This is a genomic window from Priestia megaterium NBRC 15308 = ATCC 14581, assembly GCF_000832985.1.
Taxonomy (GTDB): domain Bacteria; phylum Bacillota; class Bacilli; order Bacillales; family Bacillaceae_H; genus Priestia; species Priestia megaterium.
The window spans coordinates 1,932,377-1,949,707 of sequence record NZ_CP009920.1; the positions used below are offsets into that span (position 1 = coordinate 1,932,377).

General features: G+C 38.2%; 18 protein-coding genes. 3 read left to right on the top strand and 15 right to left on the bottom strand.

What is annotated here, in order from left to right; translation table 11 throughout:
• Positions 1-76: 76 nt before the first annotated feature.
• A complete protein-coding gene (locus BG04_RS10560; protein WP_034648348.1) occupies positions 77-1,474 on the top strand; it encodes an amino acid permease in 1,398 nt (465 codons plus the stop codon).
• Positions 1,475-1,511: 37 nt separating this feature from the next.
• On the opposite strand, the gene BG04_RS10565 is transcribed toward BG04_RS10560, so the two are convergent.
• A complete protein-coding gene (locus BG04_RS10565; RefSeq protein ID WP_034648346.1) occupies positions 1,512-3,224 on the bottom strand; it encodes a high affinity choline transporter 1 in 1,713 nt (570 codons plus the stop codon).
• 628 nt (positions 3,225-3,852) lie between these two features.
• Between BG04_RS10565 and betB the strand changes: the two genes are divergently transcribed.
• Positions 3,853-5,343, top strand: coding sequence for a betaine-aldehyde dehydrogenase (gene betB / locus BG04_RS10570; RefSeq protein ID WP_051975556.1), 1,491 nt, complete (start codon positions 3,853-3,855; stop codon positions 5,341-5,343).
• A gap of 21 nt (positions 5,344-5,364) precedes the next feature.
• Positions 5,365-6,567, top strand: coding sequence for a choline dehydrogenase (locus BG04_RS10575; protein ID WP_016765895.1), 1,203 nt, complete (start codon positions 5,365-5,367; stop codon positions 6,565-6,567).
• Positions 6,568-6,609: 42 nt separating this feature from the next.
• On the opposite strand, the gene cudC is transcribed toward BG04_RS10575, so the two are convergent.
• The 14 genes from cudC to BG04_RS10645 all read right to left on the bottom strand — a co-directional run bounded on the left by cudC (position 6,610) and on the right by BG04_RS10645 (position 17,272).
• On the bottom strand, positions 6,610-7,164 hold the full coding sequence (gene cudC, locus BG04_RS10580; protein ID WP_034648343.1) for a choline uptake/conversion transcriptional regulator CudC: 555 nt from the start codon (positions 7,162-7,164) through the stop codon (positions 6,610-6,612).
• Positions 7,165-7,392: 228 nt separating this feature from the next.
• Positions 7,393-7,623 carry a carbon storage regulator CsrA gene (gene csrA, locus BG04_RS10585; RefSeq protein ID WP_013085431.1) on the bottom strand — a complete coding sequence of 77 codons (231 nt, stop codon included), beginning with the start codon at positions 7,621-7,623 and terminating at the stop codon, positions 7,393-7,395.
• 24 nt (positions 7,624-7,647) lie between these two features.
• The gene (gene fliW / locus BG04_RS10590; protein WP_016765897.1) at positions 7,648-8,070 is read right to left on the bottom strand and encodes a flagellar assembly protein FliW; all 423 of its coding nucleotides are present in this window, start codon (positions 8,068-8,070) and stop codon (positions 7,648-7,650) included.
• Between the two features lie 81 nt (positions 8,071-8,151).
• Positions 8,152-9,033, bottom strand: coding sequence for a flagellar hook-associated protein FlgL (gene flgL, locus BG04_RS10595; RefSeq protein WP_034648341.1), 882 nt, complete (start codon positions 9,031-9,033; stop codon positions 8,152-8,154).
• A gap of 2 nt (positions 9,034-9,035) precedes the next feature.
• On the bottom strand, positions 9,036-10,559 hold the full coding sequence (gene flgK, locus BG04_RS10600) for a flagellar hook-associated protein FlgK (protein WP_034648338.1): 1,524 nt from the start codon (positions 10,557-10,559) through the stop codon (positions 9,036-9,038).
• A gap of 18 nt (positions 10,560-10,577) precedes the next feature.
• On the bottom strand, positions 10,578-11,039 hold the full coding sequence (locus BG04_RS10605) for a flagellar protein FlgN (RefSeq protein ID WP_223269021.1): 462 nt from the start codon (positions 11,037-11,039) through the stop codon (positions 10,578-10,580).
• 21 nt (positions 11,040-11,060) lie between these two features.
• Positions 11,061-11,315, bottom strand: a complete 255-nt coding sequence (gene flgM / locus BG04_RS10610) for a flagellar biosynthesis anti-sigma factor FlgM (RefSeq protein WP_014457790.1) — start codon at positions 11,313-11,315, stop codon at positions 11,061-11,063.
• A gap of 159 nt (positions 11,316-11,474) precedes the next feature.
• A complete protein-coding gene (locus BG04_RS10615; RefSeq protein ID WP_034648335.1) occupies positions 11,475-11,888 on the bottom strand; it encodes a TIGR03826 family flagellar region protein in 414 nt (137 codons plus the stop codon).
• Between the two features lie 61 nt (positions 11,889-11,949).
• Entirely contained in the window at positions 11,950-12,585 is a 636-nt protein-coding gene (locus BG04_RS10620; protein WP_233335182.1) for a ComF family protein, read from the bottom strand.
• Between the two features lie 53 nt (positions 12,586-12,638).
• Positions 12,639-14,147 carry an ATP-dependent helicase ComFA gene (locus BG04_RS10625; RefSeq protein ID WP_115648237.1) on the bottom strand — a complete coding sequence of 503 codons (1,509 nt, stop codon included), beginning with the start codon at positions 14,145-14,147 and terminating at the stop codon, positions 12,639-12,641.
• 78 nt (positions 14,148-14,225) lie between these two features.
• Positions 14,226-15,071: a DegV family protein gene (locus tag BG04_RS10630; RefSeq protein WP_034648322.1), complete on the bottom strand. Its 846-nt coding sequence runs from the start codon at positions 15,069-15,071 to the stop codon at positions 14,226-14,228.
• Between the two features lie 106 nt (positions 15,072-15,177).
• A complete protein-coding gene (locus BG04_RS10635) occupies positions 15,178-15,615 on the bottom strand; it encodes a YaaR family protein (RefSeq protein ID WP_034648319.1) in 438 nt (145 codons plus the stop codon).
• A gap of 119 nt (positions 15,616-15,734) precedes the next feature.
• On the bottom strand, positions 15,735-16,166 hold the full coding sequence (fliS, locus tag BG04_RS10640) for a flagellar export chaperone FliS (RefSeq protein WP_080743085.1): 432 nt from the start codon (positions 16,164-16,166) through the stop codon (positions 15,735-15,737).
• Between the two features lie 422 nt (positions 16,167-16,588).
• Complete coding sequence (locus BG04_RS10645) at positions 16,589-17,272, bottom strand: response regulator (protein WP_013059772.1); 684 nt, start codon at positions 17,270-17,272, stop codon at positions 16,589-16,591.
• Between the last annotated feature and the right edge of the window lie 59 nt (positions 17,273-17,331).

Below are 17,331 nucleotides of genomic sequence, written 5' to 3' on the forward strand. Positions count from 1 at the left end.
AGGAATTTCTATTTATATTTTCAGAATTTACTTTATTTTCTAATAGTATTTCGATAATTTTAAAGGAGTGAATACGATGGGAAACAAAACAGAATCACACGGAAAGTTAAAGCAACGTCACGTTTCCATGATTTCCATTGCAGGTATTATCGGAGCCGGCTTATTTGTAGGAAGCGGATCCGTTATTAATGCAACAGGCCCAGCAGCAGTAGTTTCATATGCAGCAGCCGGACTGCTAGTCGTTCTATTGATGCGTATGCTCGGTGAAATGGCTATGGTAAACCCAGATAAAGGCTCATTCGCAACATATGCTCAGCAAGGAATTGGCGCATGGGCAGGTTATGCTGTCGGATGGCTTTACTGGTTTTTCTGGCTAATTGTAATTGCGATTGAAGCCACTGCAGGAGGAGCAATTGTTCATGAATGGCTCCCTTCCGTACCAATTTGGCTTTTAAGCTTAATCTTAACCTTTGCATTAACTTTAACAAACTTGTTCTCTGTCAAATCATTTGGAGAATTTGAATATTGGTTTGCTATGATTAAAATTGTGGCAATCGTTGCTTTTATGGGAATCGGTTTAGCTATCATTTTCGGATTAATCCCAGGTACATCTTCACCTGGTCTAGCTAATTTAACGGGCCACGGAGGCTTTATGCCAAAAGGTACGAACTCTATCTTTTTGGGAGTTATCACCGTTATTTTCTCTTATTTCGGGGCGGAAATTGCGGCTATTGCAGCTAGTGAATCAGAAAACCCAGCAAAAGCTATCACAACTGCTATTCGCAGTGTCGTATGGCGAATTTTAATTTTCTATATTGGTTCAGTTGCTATTTTAGTAACTCTTTTACCTTGGAACTCAGCTGATTTACTAAAAAGTCCATATGTAACTATGTTAGAAATGGTCAATATTCCAGCAGCTGCACAAATTATGAATTTAGTCGTATTAGTATCCGTTTTGTCTTGCTTAAACTCTGCTTTGTATACGAACTCACGAATGATTTTATCATTAGCTCAAAAGGGACAAGCTCCTCGCGCTTTAGCAAAAGTAAGCAAATCAGGCGTGCCGGCAAGAGCCGTATGGATTAGCACAGCTGCCGCATATGTATGTGCTATCTTTAGCTTCGTTTCGCCGGATAAACTCTTTTTATTCTTAGTTAATGCATCAGGAGCCATTGCTCTTATTGTGTACTTAGCTATCGCTATTTCTCATTTACGCCTGCGTAAGAAAATGATTCAAACCAACCAGCCAATTAAAGGAATGAAAATGTGGTTGTTCCCGTATTTAACATACGTAACAATTGCTGTTATTACCGTGATCTTCTTATCGATGGCATTTATTGATTCGATGCGCTCACAGTTTTTCTTAACTCTTGGATTAACCGCTGTGGTTCTTCTTTCATACTCGTTCATCAAAAAAACAAACAACAAGCGACCTGACGATCAATTTTCCGAGTCAGAAAATATTGCAAAATAAAAAAGCCGCAGATGCGGCTTTTTTATTTTGCTTTTGATTATTTCTCAACCGATAGGTCACGATGAAGATTTCGAAGCGGCTGAGGAGGGCAAATACGTCGCGTCGCGTAAGAAACGATAAAAATAGTTAACAACCCGCCTACCATCGCAAATGTGCGAAACGGAAACATGACCACTCCATCTTCAATCATCGGATACGGAAGCAGCGCTTTTAAATGAAGCAGCGGTTCTCCTCCACCTATTCGAAGAACAAGAGACACAATAAACCCAGCCAAAGATCCGTACCAGTTAGCTCCTTTAAAGAATAAAGCACAAACCAACTGCGGAAAAAGTATACAATACACGAGGTCCCCTGATAAATACCATAAAGAGTAGACACTCTCAGAGTTCAAAGCAATTAGAGTTGCTCCCGTTCCAATGATAATGATAGAACGTTTAATAACTTTATCTAACTGCGCCTGTGTCGCATTTGGTTTTACAATCGGACGATACACGTTCCAGGCTGCCATCCCCGACGCTGAAAGCAACGAAGCCGCTACTGCAGCCATAACGGCAGCAGCTAGTCCTCCAAGTGCAATCGCTCCTACTAAATCGGGCGTTAGGTATTTAAATACATACGTTAGAATCATGGACGCACTCTCAGGGCTTGACGCTCCAAATGAAGACCAGTCTGCACTATAACCTATCATTCCTATTAAAGTTGGAGGCAAGGCCGCTAACGCGCAAAAGATGCCGGCTGTAATAGATAGCCACATTGCTGCTTTTTCGTTTTTAGCAGATAACACGCGCTGAAAATAAATCTGCCATGGAATACCACCAAAAATAAGTAAAAATGTGCTATCCCACCATTGCCAATATGTATTTCCCCATTTCGGATCTTCCCAGCCTTTTATTGGAGGAAATAAACGAAGAGAACCAGTCATGCCTTCTGAATAAGTAGAAAAAACGGCTCCCACTCCTCCCGTATTCGAAAATGCAAAGGGAAGCACCAGAAATAGTCCTAAAAACATAATAGAAAGCTGTAAGATATCGGTATGTGCTACTGCCCACAAGCCGCCAATCACGGTGTATGCAATGGCAATAAGTGCGGAAAGAATGATGGAAATTGAAAAACTGAGGCCTAAAATCACACCGAATGTTGTTCCTAAAGCAGTTAAGATAGCTGCGCTCCAAAACAGCTCTCCCAGTATAGCTGGAAAATAAAGAACCGTAGCCATTTTCTTACCGAAACGAGATTCTAGAGGATCGAGCATTGTCATAAACTCAAACCTTCTCATCTTTCTAGCAAAAAAGATACCGCCTAAAATCAAGCTGATTGAATAACACCATGGCGCTTGAGTCCATGTCAGCCCTGAGGAATAAACGGTTTCGGCCGTTCCAGCAATATACCCTCCACCTACCCAAGTGGCGGTCATTGTGAACATTGAAATCCATAGCGGCATAGATCTTCCTGCAACAAGCATATCATCTGATTTTCCTTTTTTACTTGCAGCGGCTCGAGCACCAATAAAATAAATAACACCATACATAATGAACATTAAAATGAGGCCTGGCCAATAGAGATCTGGATTATAGAGAGAATAGATAAATGCGACAACCATAAAGATGGAAAATCCTATAATAGTTGTCCATAAGGGGGTTAGTAGACGGTCGTTCCTGTTTGATTTCCCTGAAAAGTCAGAAGTCTCATTCGACTTTTCAGGCCTGGCTTGTTGTGTGTCTGAACGAAATGGCTTTTTAGCATTTTGCATCGTCTCACATCCTTTAAATTGATAAAGAAATCTAAAGACATAATTGTCCTCTATTCCTTTTTCCTACCAGCATACAATTAAACCTAAAAATAGATTTTTTAGAATAAAATATAAATAGTTGGATTATAAATACCAATGCGAAGGGGAGAAATTACGTTTATATAATTATATTAAAATAATTTAAATTGACTTTTTTTATTATTTTGCTAAGAACTCATAATTATTTTCATCTTCCATCTAAACTCCTTTCTTAATTTCCACATTCAAAATCCTTTGTTTCTCAAGGTTTGTATGCAAGCAGATATAGTACTATGGTTAATATATCTGCTTGTTTAAGATATTGTCAAAAAAGTTTGAGTGTTTTCATATAAAAAAAGAATAATATTCTCATAGCTCGTACATAAAAAAACCTTTTGTATCAAGGGACATAGCAATCAGTGATTTTTTATTACTTTTTGTTAAATTTTTTCTTAATATCCGAATGATTAGTCTCTTCCAGAGAAGATAATCTAATAAATTCTGAACATTTTGATTTTTTAGATTTGACTAAATTAAATAGCCGGTGCTATAATTCGAATTGTTAAGAACGTTAAATATAAACTTAACAAATTCTATTATTTGGAGGTCGATGCTATTGGAACAAACACTGACGCTTGAAAAAATGCACATAAACGGCGAATGGGTTGAAGCACGCAGCGGCGAGAAAAGAGAGATTATAAATCCTTTTAATCAAGAGGTTATCGCTGTCGTTACAGAAGGAAATCGTGCTGATACTGTAGCAGCTATTGAAGCAGCTAGAAAAGCTTTTGATGCAGGTGAATGGTCTAAATTCACAGCGGCCCAAAGAGGTTCTTTACTATTTAAAGTAGCGGAAGAAATTCGTAATGATCGTGAAGAACTCGCTAAACTTGAAACCTTGAATACTGGAAAAACCCTCGTTGAAAGCCTGGCAGACATGGATGGAATTGCTGATGTCTTTCAATACTATGCTGGATTAGCAGATAAAGATGGTGGACAGATGATTGAGTCACCTAATCCCGATTCTGTTAGCCGCGTTGTCCGCGAACCTGTAGGTGTATGCAGCCAAATTACTCCTTGGAATTATCCTTTATTGCAAGCCTCTTGGAAATTGGCTCCGGCACTTGCTGCTGGGAACACAATTGTTATTAAACCAAGCGAAATCACCCCTTTAACAACTATTCATATGATGAAAATTTTTGAAAGAGTTGGCTTTCCATCAGGCGTCATTAACATTGTACTCGGCCCCGGTGCGACCGTTGGACAAGAAATGGCAGAAAGTGACTTAGTAGATTTAGTTTCCTTTACAGGCGGCGGTGTATCTGGACGTAAAGTCATGCAGGCTGCCGCAGGCAACTTTAAAAAAATCGCTCTTGAACTCGGTGGGAAAAATCCGAATATCGTCTTTGCTGACGCTGACTTTGACACTGCGGTTGACTATGCATTAAATGCGGTCTTCTTTCATGCCGGTCAAGTTTGTTCAGCTGGTGCGAGATTACTCGTTCAAGATGATATTCACGATAAATTTGTTTCAGCAGTTATTGAACAAGCCAAAAAAATTAAGCTGGGAGACGGCATGGATGAAGCCACTCAAATGGGACCCGTCATCTCAAAAGAACACCTAGCTAAAGTGGAACATTACATTGAACTTGGGAAACAAGAAGGTGCTTCTCTTGTTTTAGGAGGCAAACGTCCAACTCAAGAGTCTTTACAAAAAGGTTTATTCATTGAACCAACTATTTTTACAGACTGTCATGGAGATATGAAAGTTGTCCTAGAAGAGTCATTTGGTCCAATTATGACCATTGAGCGCTTCAACACCGAAGAAGAAGCGGTGGCACTTGCTAACGATACAATCTATGGATTAGCTGGAGCCGTTTGGACAAGTGATATGAATCGAGCTGAACGTGTAGTGAAAGCACTCCGTATGGGAACAACTTGGATTAACGATTATCATCCCTACTTCCCGCAGGCTCCTTGGGGAGGTTATAAGCAATCTGGGATCGGAAGAGAGCTTAGCCACATTGGGCTAGAAGAATATACGGAAATTAAACATATTTATACGAATACGAATCCACAGCCAATGCGCTGGTTTCAATAAAATTCAAGGGGGAATGTAAAGATGTTTATGCGATTTGAAAGAATGGAACGTTTAAAAAGTTTTGAGATGCCAACGGTTGTAAAACATGGAATTGGTGCTGTTAAGCATACTGGAGAAGAAGTAAAAAACCTAGGTGTATCTAAGGTTTTACTAGTAACAGATCCTGGTGTAAAAAAGGTAGGTTTAGCAGATCCTGTAATCGCTAGTTTAAAAGAAGCGGACGTAGACGTTATTCTATTTGACCAAGTAGAAGCCAACCCTTCTATTCACGTGGTAGCAGACGGCACAAAAATGTACAAAGAAAATGGATGCAACGGACTAGTAGCTGTTGGAGGCGGAAGCTCAATGGATACGGCAAAAGCTATTGGTGTAGAAGTAGCTCATAATGCTCCCGTCTTAGATTATGAAGCAGCTGAAGGAAAAAAACCTTTAACAAAACGTATCCCCCCTTTAACAACCATTCCTACAACTGCGGGTACAGGAAGTGAAGTCACACAATGGGCTGTCATTACGGATCCTGTTCGTGAGTTTAAGTTTAATACAGGTGGACCTTTAATTGCTGCCCACTTAACAATTATTGATCCAGAACTTCACGTATCTATGCCTTCACATATTACGGCCGGTACAGGAATTGACGCCTTAGCTCATGCAATTGAATGTTATACATGCCATTTTGCACAACCAATGACAGACTCTGTTGCTTTGTTAGCTATTGAGTACGTTGGAAAATACTTACGACGTGCAGTTGCAAATGGACAGGATATCGAAGCACGCTATGGAATGGCGCATGCAGCTATGCTCGCTGGCCTTTCATATGGAAGTGAATCTGCAGGAGCAGCTCACGCGATGGCTCAAACATTAGGAGGCATTTATCCAATTGCCCATGGCCCTTGCGTAGCAGCAATGCTAGGTCCTGTAATGGAATATAACTGGATGGGCGAGCCTGAAAAATTTGCGCGCATAGCTCAAGCTTTAGGAGTTAATACACACGAATTAACGCTTGAAGAAGCAGCTCAAGCAGCTGTTCGTGAAGTATATCAACTAGTTAAAGATGTACAAATCCCTTCTTTAGAAGAACAAGGTGTTCCAAAAGAAGCGGTTTCTCGCTTAGCTCAAGAAGCATTTAATGATCCACAAACAGTTGGTAACCCTCGTGATTTAACTGTAAAAAGTTACGAATGGATTTATAATCGCTGTTTTGAAGCTACACCATTAACTGTATAAAAATGATAAAAAGGCTGTTGATTCTTCAACAGCTTTTTTTATTTACTCTTTCGCTAATTCTTCATTTAAAATATCGATGATTCTTCGGTCGTCAAAAACTTTCACTACTTTTTTCAAGAAATGATAATAATTTTTGGACTCTATAATCTGCGCTAAATTACGCTTTGCTTTTACTGCGATCTCCTCAGGCACATCTTCATCATTTAAGAGAATCTGCAACTTGTTTTCCGCTTCTTCGATTGCCTCTAAATTAACTGAAATTTCTCTTTGCCACTTCTTACAGAAAAACGAAAAAAAGGACTTAGAAAAATCTTTTTCTGCTTCATATAAGTCTTTTCGAACACCTTTTTTCCACACTTTGTGGACCATATCAATATTTTGCAGTGAACGAATGGATGTACTCATCGTTGGTTTACTCATACCCAATTCTTCACTCATTTGATCTAATGTAACAGGCTCATCCATAAAATAAAGCATGCCATACAGCCTTCCTACTGAAGGTGTGACCCCATATAAATCCATCGTATCAGCTAAAGCGCTGACAACTACATCTTCTGCTTCTTTTAATAAATCATGATACTCTTGAAAATCACTCATTTACTCTTCTCCTCTTTTGTTAAATTTATTTGAATTATACTTAATAAATTTAATGATACATGATAAAAAGGAAAAAAACAGAAATTTAGTTCGATTTTTTTGATAAAAAAGAAGCCTTTCTCTTGAAGAGAAAGACTTAAGACATAGTGGGGAATACTATATGTTTATCTTTCCCGATTTAGATATTATTTATACCGTATATTTTTGATTATTTTCAAACTGATCGTTTTATTTCTTTTTCGGTAATTGTTTCAGCATGTCAATAGCATGTAATGTAATTTGAGAAGCACTTTTATTTTCGTTACGTATTTCTTCATAAATCTCTTGTCTATGAATATCTACAGACTTTGGAGCTTGAATTCCTAACTTTACTTGATCACCATTAACTGCAAGGACGGTCACTTCAATTTCATCACCTATTTTGATTGTTTCATTTAACTTTCGTGTTAAAACAAGCATGGACTCACTCCTTATCTATTCCTCTTACTCAAATAACCTGTGCTTCGTTTCGTAAGCTGTATTCATTAAAATCACTTGCTTAGCAAGCTGTTTCTTTGTATTAATAATAACAGGCGCCTGCAAATTAGCCGTTATCTTTTCCACCGAATTTGACATCGTAAGCAATACGTAAACAGCTGCATCTTCCACTTGTTGTAATTGAAGCTTTTCGATTTCCTGAGGTTCTAGTTGAAAATCATAATCTAAAAAAAACTGAAATGGATCCGTGATAATAAAAGCTACTTCTTTGGTTTGAATAGACTGCAGAACTTGGAAAGCTTCGGCTTCTGGAAGTGGTAAAATAACAAATTCAGTTTCTTCCAAAAAACCTGGAATCCCTTGATTGAATGTCAGTGTTTGTTGATTATCTATTTCTATATCTCCATGATAGCTTGTTGAAATTTTCATCTCATCACACCTTTGCTAATTGATTTTTTCTTGTTATCTTTTTTCATTGTAAAAAAGCTCCTTCTGTTTAGAAGGAACTTTTTAACGCAAGAAATCTAGCAGCGTAGGCTGAATAATTTGAGCCCCTACTCCCAAAGCAGCACGATGCACGCTTTCTTGTACGGTTAAATCCGTAATGACTTGTTCAATATCTGCATCTTCATTATTTGAAAGCATCTTAGTAGCCGTAATTTCCTGTGAATCAAGGCGGTTTTCGATCAGCTCAAGCCGATTGCTTCTTGCTCCCAATTCAGATCGCTCCGCTAATAGCGTAGACAGCTGCGTGTCTACCTGTGTAGAAAGATCTTTTAGTGAGTTTACATCATTTTGCTCAAAAGCTGTTTGAACATTGTTCATTAAGTCAAATGCACCTTGTCCAAAAATGTTTTCAGGGTGAATATTGACTCTTAACTGGATACCTTTTGAGACTTCAACTGAAAAAGGATCCAGGTTAATATTCGATTCTATCATACCGCTTGCATTCTCACTTATAGGCGCTGTTCCTACATTTACACCGTTAAAGATATAGTTTCCTGCCACCTGCGTATTGCCTACTTGCATATAATCCAGCTTTAACTGTTCAATTTCACGTGCAATCGCTTGACGGTCATCACTTTCATTCGTACCGTTTAACCCTTGCACGACCAACTCCTTAGTGCGCTGAAGAATGGAATTGACTTGTTCAAGTCCTGATTCTGAACTATCAAACCAAGACTGTGCTTCTGTTAAATTACGTTTATATTGATTTACTTCAGAAAGATTCGAACGATAAGCCATTCCTTTAGTAGCCACTACCGGGTCATCAGAAGGACGAGTAATTTTCTTTCCCGTTGATAATTGGTTTTGAAGTGTTTCCAGCTTATTATAGCTATTGCTAATCTGTTTTAACGAATTAGCCGCTAACATTCCTTGTGTGACGCGCATCTTTACCTTCCTCCAGTTCCAAGACCGTTTACAATTTTATCAAGCATTTCATCAATCATAGTCACCATACGGGCACTAGCGTTATATGCATGCTGAAACTGAATCATATTGGTCATCTCTTCATCTAATGAAACTGCACTGATAGACTGGCGCCTTTGCTCTACAGCTCCCTGAAGGGTTTCTGAATTACTTTTTAAGCGGTTGGCTTGTTGGGCATCTACTGACATTTGGCCAATAACAGATTGATAAAAGCCATCTAGGGAAACAGCTTGATTCCCGGAATTAATAAGCACCTTTTGACGAAATTGAGACAATAGCTGAGCAGTTTTTCCATCTCCTTTGCGACCAGTTCCATCATCCCCAGAGGAGCCCGAAGAAGCAGCAGCAATATTGTTTGTGTTTTGTTTAATTTTATCAGCAATAACAATTCCAGTTGCAGCCCCTTCTTTCTGAGAAATCTCATTAAAAAAGGACATACCAGTATCACCATCTAGTGTGACACCTTGTTGGTGCTTATCATTAAACCAATTTACAAATTCATATGCCATTTCATCTAAATCATCAATCATTGAAGCGTAAACACCTGTTTTATTACCACTATTATCTATATATCCAGAAGCCTCAATTAACCCTTTAAGTTTTCCTTGAGGAAATGACTCAGGGTTCCGTATCTCATCCCCTATATGAATTTCCGTCACATAGGAATCTTGATTTGTTTTCAAACTGATGGCATTTACTTGATGAGTTTTCCCATCTAAAAGAGTAATAGGCCCCTGAGACGTTTGAAGCTGAACCGTTACCACTCCTTCTGACGTTGCAGAAGCGTTCCCGCTGCTTTTTGTATACTCTAAAGAAACCGGCATAAATTTAGAAATCTCATCTAGCAGCCGATCTCTTTCATCATACAAATCATTAGGCAAATAGCCATTCGGTTCTACGTTTTGTATTTGTTGGTTCACATTACTTATTTGCTCTAACAAAGAATTCACTTGTGTTACCGCTACGTCACGCTCGTTTTGTAAATCACTTTGAACCGTTTTTAAAGAAGTAGATAAATAAGAGAAAGTATCGCCTACTGCTTCGGCTCGTTCAATCATAACAGACCTGGCTCCTGCTTCTGAAGGGTGTGAAGCTACATCTTGAACGGACTCAAAGAATTGATTAAAAACAGCTGAAAGTCCATCTTCAGTAGGTTCATTCATAATTTCCTCCATTTTTTCAAGAGCACCAGCGCGCGCATCCCAATACCCCACTTTAATGGTTTCATCTCGATACTGGGTATCTAAAAATGTATCACGTATTCGCTCTACCGTGCTGGCTTCTACTCCCATTCCTATTTGGCCCGCAGTTCCAGTCTGATTCATCCCTGGGGCTGGATAAGCTGGGAACGTTTCTAAACTTACTCGCTGACGCGTATAGCCCGGCGTATTTGCATTAGATACGTTATGGCCAATCGTGTAAAGAGCCGCTTGTTGGGCATCCATTCCTCGTTTAGCCACCTGCAAACCATGAAATGTTGAACTCATTCTGCTTTCCTCCGTTCTTTATGCCTTCGAATTAAAAATAGAGTTTGATTGAAACGATCTATTATTTGTTTTTGTGTAATTGAACGAATCCTCTCGTTTCGATGGAACAAGAAGGTCTAGTTCGGTATGAATCAGCTGCAAAGACTGTGTGAGCAGCTGATTGTTTAAGTCATTTGCATACTTTATATCTTGAATTATATCTATTAGCTGTTTTTGAAAGGGTATCAAGATGGAGTACTCAGAGAATGAGCCTGCTATTTCTTCAATGGAGCGAGCAGCATGTCCGCTTTTTTCCATCGCTTCTATACGTTTTGTTTCCAGTGCAGAAATAGCAGCTATATGAGATTGCTCTTTTTGCAAAGAAGCCGTCAATGCCTTTACATCTTGTTTAATAATAAAGTTCGTTTTCTCTTTAACAATGACAGACAAACTTTTGTGAAGCGTTACTTGTTTTTCTAGTATCGTTTGAATTTCTTGCACGTTCAATCAATGTCAGTCCTTTTATTTTTTATAGAAATCTACAATACTTTTAGCAATTTCTTTTCCGTTAATTTCGTATGTTCCGCTGTTAATTTGCTGTTTTAGTTTCTCCAATTTTTCAAGTCTTTCTGGAGATGGTTCATTTCCCTGAAGTTTCTTCGCCTCAGATGAAATATGAATCTGATCTTGTGGATTCTTTTTAGAGACCTGTTCTGTTTTTTCTGATTGTTTTTTGTACGGATTTATTCCAAATAAGTTCGATGGGTTAATCTTCATCTCTCTCACCTCTTTTTATATTTGTATCCGTTATCTCTATTCATTATATCGGAATTTCAGCCTAAACCTTTAGCATCGGCAAAGAAGTTGAGACCATTTTCACAGTCCACCTTAAACATAGGTCTATAGATAGAGAATCTGCAAACACTCCGCACACTTTTACTCTTTTTTCCTTTCGTTAGAACGATAGGTGGGACGCGTCGGCTCTTCATTTGAACGAATTATCTCATGATTATGCTTTTCTAACCCATGTTTAATTTCTTGAGAGCATGAATGACAGAGTTTACCTTCTCGAATCTGAGCGTTGCATTGCATGCATGGATAGCTTATGTTTGGAAAGTTCGTTAGCACTAATCGACCTTGTCGAATAAATTGATGAATTAACGAATCTGAAACGCCCGTTTCTTTCATTACTTCGTAAGTCGTTGCTGTACGATTTGCTCTCTTCTTCAAGAATGAAGAAACACGTTGAAACAGAGCTTCTTCTTTGTCAAAACATGATTTACATATGTTTATTGATCCACTTTTTACAAATAAATGACCGCATTCCCTGCAATTATCTAACGTTCCCATATTCGAAACTCCTCATTTGTTTTTTATTTTACTATCGGTCAAATTTTTAAATTATACATCTTCATGCGCGAATTAAAGTGAGCGAACGAACTGAACGTGCTCCAGCTTCCTGCAAACAATTTGCCGCTTGGCGCACAGTTGCTCCTGTTGTATAAATATCATCAATCAAGAGAAATTCTTGATTCGTAACCATTGAGGAATCGACTACTTTAAATTCCAGTCTTTCTGCCAGCCGACTTCGCCTATTTTTCTTTGATTGCTTTGTTCCTGAACAGCGAACAAGAGGCATTTCTATGTTGCCACTGATCAGTTCAGCTAGCGCTAAAGATTGGTTAAACCCTCTCTCATATAATCTCTCGTCCGTTAAAGGTATAGGAACTAGTATAGCTTTTGGATTACATTCTTTTTTATAAAACTTATACCACTGCTCCTTGAATGCTTGGATAATTTCATAATCTCCTTGAAATTTAAAACGTTCTATTATGCTTTGCATAAAATCATTGTACGCATAAAGAGAACGGTTAAAAAAAGAAGCATCATTCCATTTCTGACAGTCCATACATGTGTCTAGCTCATAATGAGAAGAAGCCAGGTCTGCAAGAGAACGGCCGCATCCCCTGCAAATGCTGCTGATGATGATGGGACATTTTTGCAAGCAAACAGTGCAAATTCTGTCCGTTGAAGAAGGTTTTAACAATGACCTCCAATCGAAAGAAGAGACAAGAGGTTCAAAACAAATCAGACATATTGTCATCGATCAACCAGCCCTTCCTTATAAGCTAGAGCATTCATATATTCAATATGCTCTTTTGCTTTTCGTATAGACAGAGACTGCCCATAATGAAAAAACACCACGTCTCCCGTTGGAAATTGAGCACTCCTCCCCACTCTTCCTGAAATCTGAACAAGAGCACTTTCAGTAAAAATCGTTTCTTCTGCTCCCAATACTGCAACATCTATGTTGGGAACCGTTACGCCTCGCTCTAATATTGTTGTCGTTACTAAAATAACGAGCTGCCCTTCTCTAAATTTCATTACTTTTTCTTTTCGCTGGGAATCTTCAGCATGGACACCGTCTACCTTTTCCGTCAACTTCCGAATCATGTCTGTGATCGGAGCAATCCACTTAATTTGCGGGACGAAGATAAAGCATTGTTTCCCTTCATTTATTCTTTTTTTCAGCCATTTCTCAACATTAGCAGGCAAAGTATTTGTTTTCATTTTTTTCTTCCAATTGCCACACCATTCAAACCGGGGAACAGGAATAAGCATTCGGTGATAGCGGGCTGGAATTTTAACTACTTGTTTTTTACCTTGCTCAACGTCTTTTTTTAATGATTCATTTGGAGTCGCTGTTAAATAAATCTTTGATGCAGCGTGTTTAGCTGCTTTTGCAACAGCATAGTGCAGCATAGGCTCTGTCGAATACGGGAATGCATCTACTTCGTCAATAATCAGCACATCGAATGCTTGATAATAATGCAGAAGTTGATGAGTGGTGGAAATAATAAGAGAGGATTCATGAAAACGGTCTGTGCTGCCTCCATACATAGCCAGCACAGACATATCCGGGAATGCTGATTGAATTCTTGGCTTTAACTCAATAACTACATCTGTTCTTGGAGTAGCAATACAGACTTTCTTTCCGCTGTTCAACGCTGCTTCAATACCTTTAAATAAAATTTCCGTTTTTCCTGCTCCGCAAACAGCCCAAATTAACAGCTCTTCATCCTTTTTTATAGCTTGAATGAGTTCATTTGAAGCACGTTCTTGAGCTTTAGACAGCATTCCTTTCCAATTCATCACGCTGCTTTTTGGCAGGACATTACTTGTTGGTCCTTCCCAGTTTATAAAAGGTGTGCACTCACTTACTTTCCCCATTGCAATACATGCTCGGCAATAGCAGCACTCCTGGTGACATCTACTGCATGGAAATGAAGCAAAATAAAAGGGGCTATCACTTCCACACCGGTTGCATTTATATCCGTTTTCTTTCTGGGTAAGTGCTTTTTGATAGGAAATATATCCGTTTAGATAATGTTCATGAATGAGAGATAAAGGATAGGGAGTCTGAGTTAGCAGAAGCTGCTTTCCGCTTAGAGAGCGCTGAAGATCTAAAGAGTAGGGGTATGAAGGATTTAAAGGTGGAGTTCTCCACGTATCGAGTTTTGAGAGAGGAAAAGCAGCTGGGCTAGGTACTTGAACGGGATTTAGCAATTCTTGTTTAACAGTAAAAAGCATATCTTCATTCCTTTCCATGTTTATCGTACACATCTATATACGCAAAAAAAGGTGTTTTTTCCTGCAAAAAACCAAATCAAATGATTTGGTTTTCGATTACTTTTTATACCAGCCTATACCGATGGCACCTTCACCTAAATGCGTGCCAATCACAGCGCCAAAATAAGAAAGACTCCATTCAATATGAGGATATTCTTGTTCTAAGTCTCGTTGAATTTCTTTTGCTTCATTTTCACGATTAGAATGAATAACTACAGCTTTCATAGGTACATTTTCTTTTGCATCCTCATCAAGAAGCTCCGTGATTCGTTTTAACGCTCGCTTACGCGTACGAATTTTTTCAAATGGAACAATTTTTTTAGATTCAAAATGCAGCACTGGCTTTACTTGAAGCAGACTGCCGATAATAGCCTGAGCAGCATTTAGGCGACCTCCACGCTGCAAGTGAGATAAATCATCTACCATAAAATACGCACGCATTGATAGTTTCATCTCTTCAAAACGCGCAATGATTTCGTCAGGATGTTTATTTAATTGGACCATCTCGGCTCCTTCAATCGCATAAAAGCCTTGAACCATACAGCTGATTTCTGAATCAAATACGTGCACGTCAAAGTCTTCTACCATGCTACCTGCCGTCAAAGCTCCCTGATACGTTCCGCTAATTCCACTAGATAACGTAATAACGATAGCAGCATCGAATTGATCTCGTTTTAACTGTTCAAACAACTCTACAAATTCTCCGATAGCAGGCTGAGAAGTGGTTGGAAGATTTTTTGCTTCTTTAATTTTTTCAAAATATTGATCTGCAGTCATATCTACTTCTTCACGATATGTTTCTTCACCGAAAATAACGCTTAGCGGCACCATATGTATATGATAGTTTGATTGAATTTCCTCTGATATATAGGCGGTACTATCTGTAATAATTGCTGTTTTCATAAGATAGGGATCCATCCTTTGTTATATAAAATAATTTCACTCTATTCTACAACATTTAGAATTAAAATGCATGTAACGAGAGGTTTACCTATTAGTAAAAGCTCCCTCACGTATACATATTGATTAACAAACCTTGAATTTCTCCAACCCGCTTGAGTAAATTTAAACTGTCTTTTTCTTTTTGAAGGATATCATTTGTCAAGTCTACTAGTTTCGTATCCACTTCTTTCACTAACTTATATACTTTAGTCGTTCCTCTATGATTAAATCCTCTTTCTTCATGAAGTTCAAAACCATTTTTAACGGCTTCGTTCATAAACTGCTTCACAAGCGTCTTGTATTTCCGCAAAGAATCAATAGTTTGACTTTTCACTAACTGCTTTCCCTGTTCTTCAATTTTATTTATCACTTGAGTTAAATGTTCATAGGTTAGTTCGTTTTGTTTCTTGGCCATTACTCCTGTAAATGAAACCGAACCACTTACTTCTTTTTCTCTAATGAGATTCATGGAAGAAGAAAGACTGTTAATTCGCTGTACCTCCACTATGTATCTCTCCTTTCTCTGTTAGTATACACTCCATTCAATTTAGACTTTTAGATATGCTAGCTGGATTAGCTGAAAGTTTCGAGAGGCATCTGATGCTTGGATATGATGATTCCCCTTTAGCTAACAGTGATGCTTATGTGCTGTTCATAAGAAGACAGCTTGTTTTTTCGGAGCGAAGAGGTAACTTTAGGCGTCGCTTTTAACACTTCATTCCAAGCGTTAGAAAGCTGCTTCATCATTTGTTGAACTTCACATAAAATAAACGTATCTTTTTTAAAATTAGCCTTAATTAATCGCTCAGACATATAGTTGTACAGGGTATCTAACTGCTCTGCAATGATACCTGCTTGATATGTTAAGCCAATTCCTAGCTGATATAAAATATCGTTGCACTGTTTAATTTTTTCATTCGCTGTAAAATAATCGCTGTGTTGAATTGCTATAACAGCTTCATCAATATTTTGAATAAATTTTTCATACATCATAGCTGTTAGCTCTTGCGGAGATTTATGATAGATTAATTCTTCCGTTATAAAATTCAGCTTCATCACCTTCTTGTCTTCTTTAAATCAGTTTTCTATTTATTTCACTAAAAGCTAACTTATAAATTTTTAAAGGACACCAGTTGAGGTTTGAATAAATTTTTCTAAGACCTCATATGTATCTCAATGTATTAAAGACCTTTTCTTACAAGAGCATGCATCAACTTGATGGACATTATTTTGAGGTATGGATGCTTTCGTCGAAGGGTGTAGGATCCTTAAGATTCCCTTTATGCTTAAGCGAAGTTAAAGGACGAGTAAATGTGTAAAGGTATCACCCTTTGCCTTCCTAAAAGATATTTTCTCCCCTTAACTTATCGGTTGTTTTACTCTCTCATTAAACATGCCTTTTTACCTACAATTTCAAAAAAATTTATAAAAAGAAAAAAAAAGTCCGATATACCTAGTGGTATATCAGACTTTTGAACTTATCTTACTTCTACCCAACCGTTTTTGATTGCCACAACGACAGCTTGAGTACGATCATTTACATTCATTTTTTGCAAAATATTACTCACATGGTTTTTAACGGTTTTCTCACTAATATATAATGCTTCTCCGATTCCTCGGTTACTTTTACCATCAGCTAACAGTTGGAGCACTTCGCACTCACGACGTGTTAACAAATGTAGTGGACGACGAATCTCAATTGGTTCGTGCGGATAAGAAGACGATTGTCCTTGAGCTGCTAGTCGACGGTACTCTTTTACTAAACTATGCGTTACTTTCGGGTGTAAATATGAACCACCTTCTGCAACTACTTTCACCGCCTCAATTAACGCATCCGCATCCATTTCTTTTAGCAGATAGCCTCGTGCACCTGTTTGTAAGGCGTGAGTTACATATGTCTCATCATCATGGATAGATAAGATAATAACTTTAGCGTCCGGATTTACTTCTACAAGCTTTTTCGTAGCTTCTACACCATTTACAGCCGGCATGTTAATATCCATGATTACAACATCAGGTTGATGTTCTTCTACAAGGTCAATAACTTCGCTACCGTCGTCACCTTCTGCAACTACTTCAAAATCTTTTTCGAAATCTAAAATTCTTTTTACTCCTTCACGGAATAATTGGTGATCGTCGATTATGATAATTCTTGTCTGCATGTTTGATTCCTCCCCAAATCGAACAACAAATGTTTTACTCTATATTGACCCCTATTTAT

Excerpts from the sequence above, each read along its gene's own strand:
- BG04_RS10560 (WP_034648348.1), top strand. The coding sequence starts at position 77 with ATGGGAAACAAAACAGAATCACACGGAAAGTTAAAGCAACGTCACGTT.
- BG04_RS10565 (WP_034648346.1), bottom strand. The coding sequence starts at position 3,224 with ATGCAAAATGCTAAAAAGCCATTTCGTTCAGACACACAACAAGCCAGG.
- betB (WP_051975556.1), top strand. The coding sequence starts at position 3,853 with ATGCTATTGGAACAAACACTGACGCTTGAAAAAATGCACATAAACGGC.
- BG04_RS10575 (WP_016765895.1), top strand. The coding sequence starts at position 5,365 with ATGTTTATGCGATTTGAAAGAATGGAACGTTTAAAAAGTTTTGAGATG.
- cudC (WP_034648343.1), bottom strand. The coding sequence starts at position 7,164 with ATGAGTGATTTTCAAGAGTATCATGATTTATTAAAAGAAGCAGAAGAT.
- csrA (WP_013085431.1), bottom strand. The coding sequence starts at position 7,623 with ATGCTTGTTTTAACACGAAAGTTAAATGAAACAATCAAAATAGGTGAT.
- fliW (WP_016765897.1), bottom strand. The coding sequence starts at position 8,070 with ATGAAAATTTCAACAAGCTATCATGGAGATATAGAAATAGATAATCAA.
- flgL (WP_034648341.1), bottom strand. The coding sequence starts at position 9,033 with ATGCGCGTCACACAAGGAATGTTAGCGGCTAATTCGTTAAAACAGATT.
- flgK (WP_034648338.1), bottom strand. The coding sequence starts at position 10,559 with ATGAGTTCAACATTTCATGGTTTGCAGGTGGCTAAACGAGGAATGGAT.
- flgM (WP_014457790.1), bottom strand. The coding sequence starts at position 11,315 with ATGAAGATTAACCCATCGAACTTATTTGGAATAAATCCGTACAAAAAA.
- BG04_RS10615 (WP_034648335.1), bottom strand. The coding sequence starts at position 11,888 with ATGGGAACGTTAGATAATTGCAGGGAATGCGGTCATTTATTTGTAAAA.
- BG04_RS10625 (WP_115648237.1), bottom strand. The coding sequence starts at position 14,147 with ATGGAAAGGAATGAAGATATGCTTTTTACTGTTAAACAAGAATTGCTA.
- BG04_RS10630 (WP_034648322.1), bottom strand. The coding sequence starts at position 15,071 with ATGAAAACAGCAATTATTACAGATAGTACCGCCTATATATCAGAGGAA.
- fliS (WP_080743085.1), bottom strand. The coding sequence starts at position 16,166 with ATGAAGCTGAATTTTATAACGGAAGAATTAATCTATCATAAATCTCCG.
- BG04_RS10645 (WP_013059772.1), bottom strand. The coding sequence starts at position 17,272 with ATGCAGACAAGAATTATCATAATCGACGATCACCAATTATTCCGTGAA.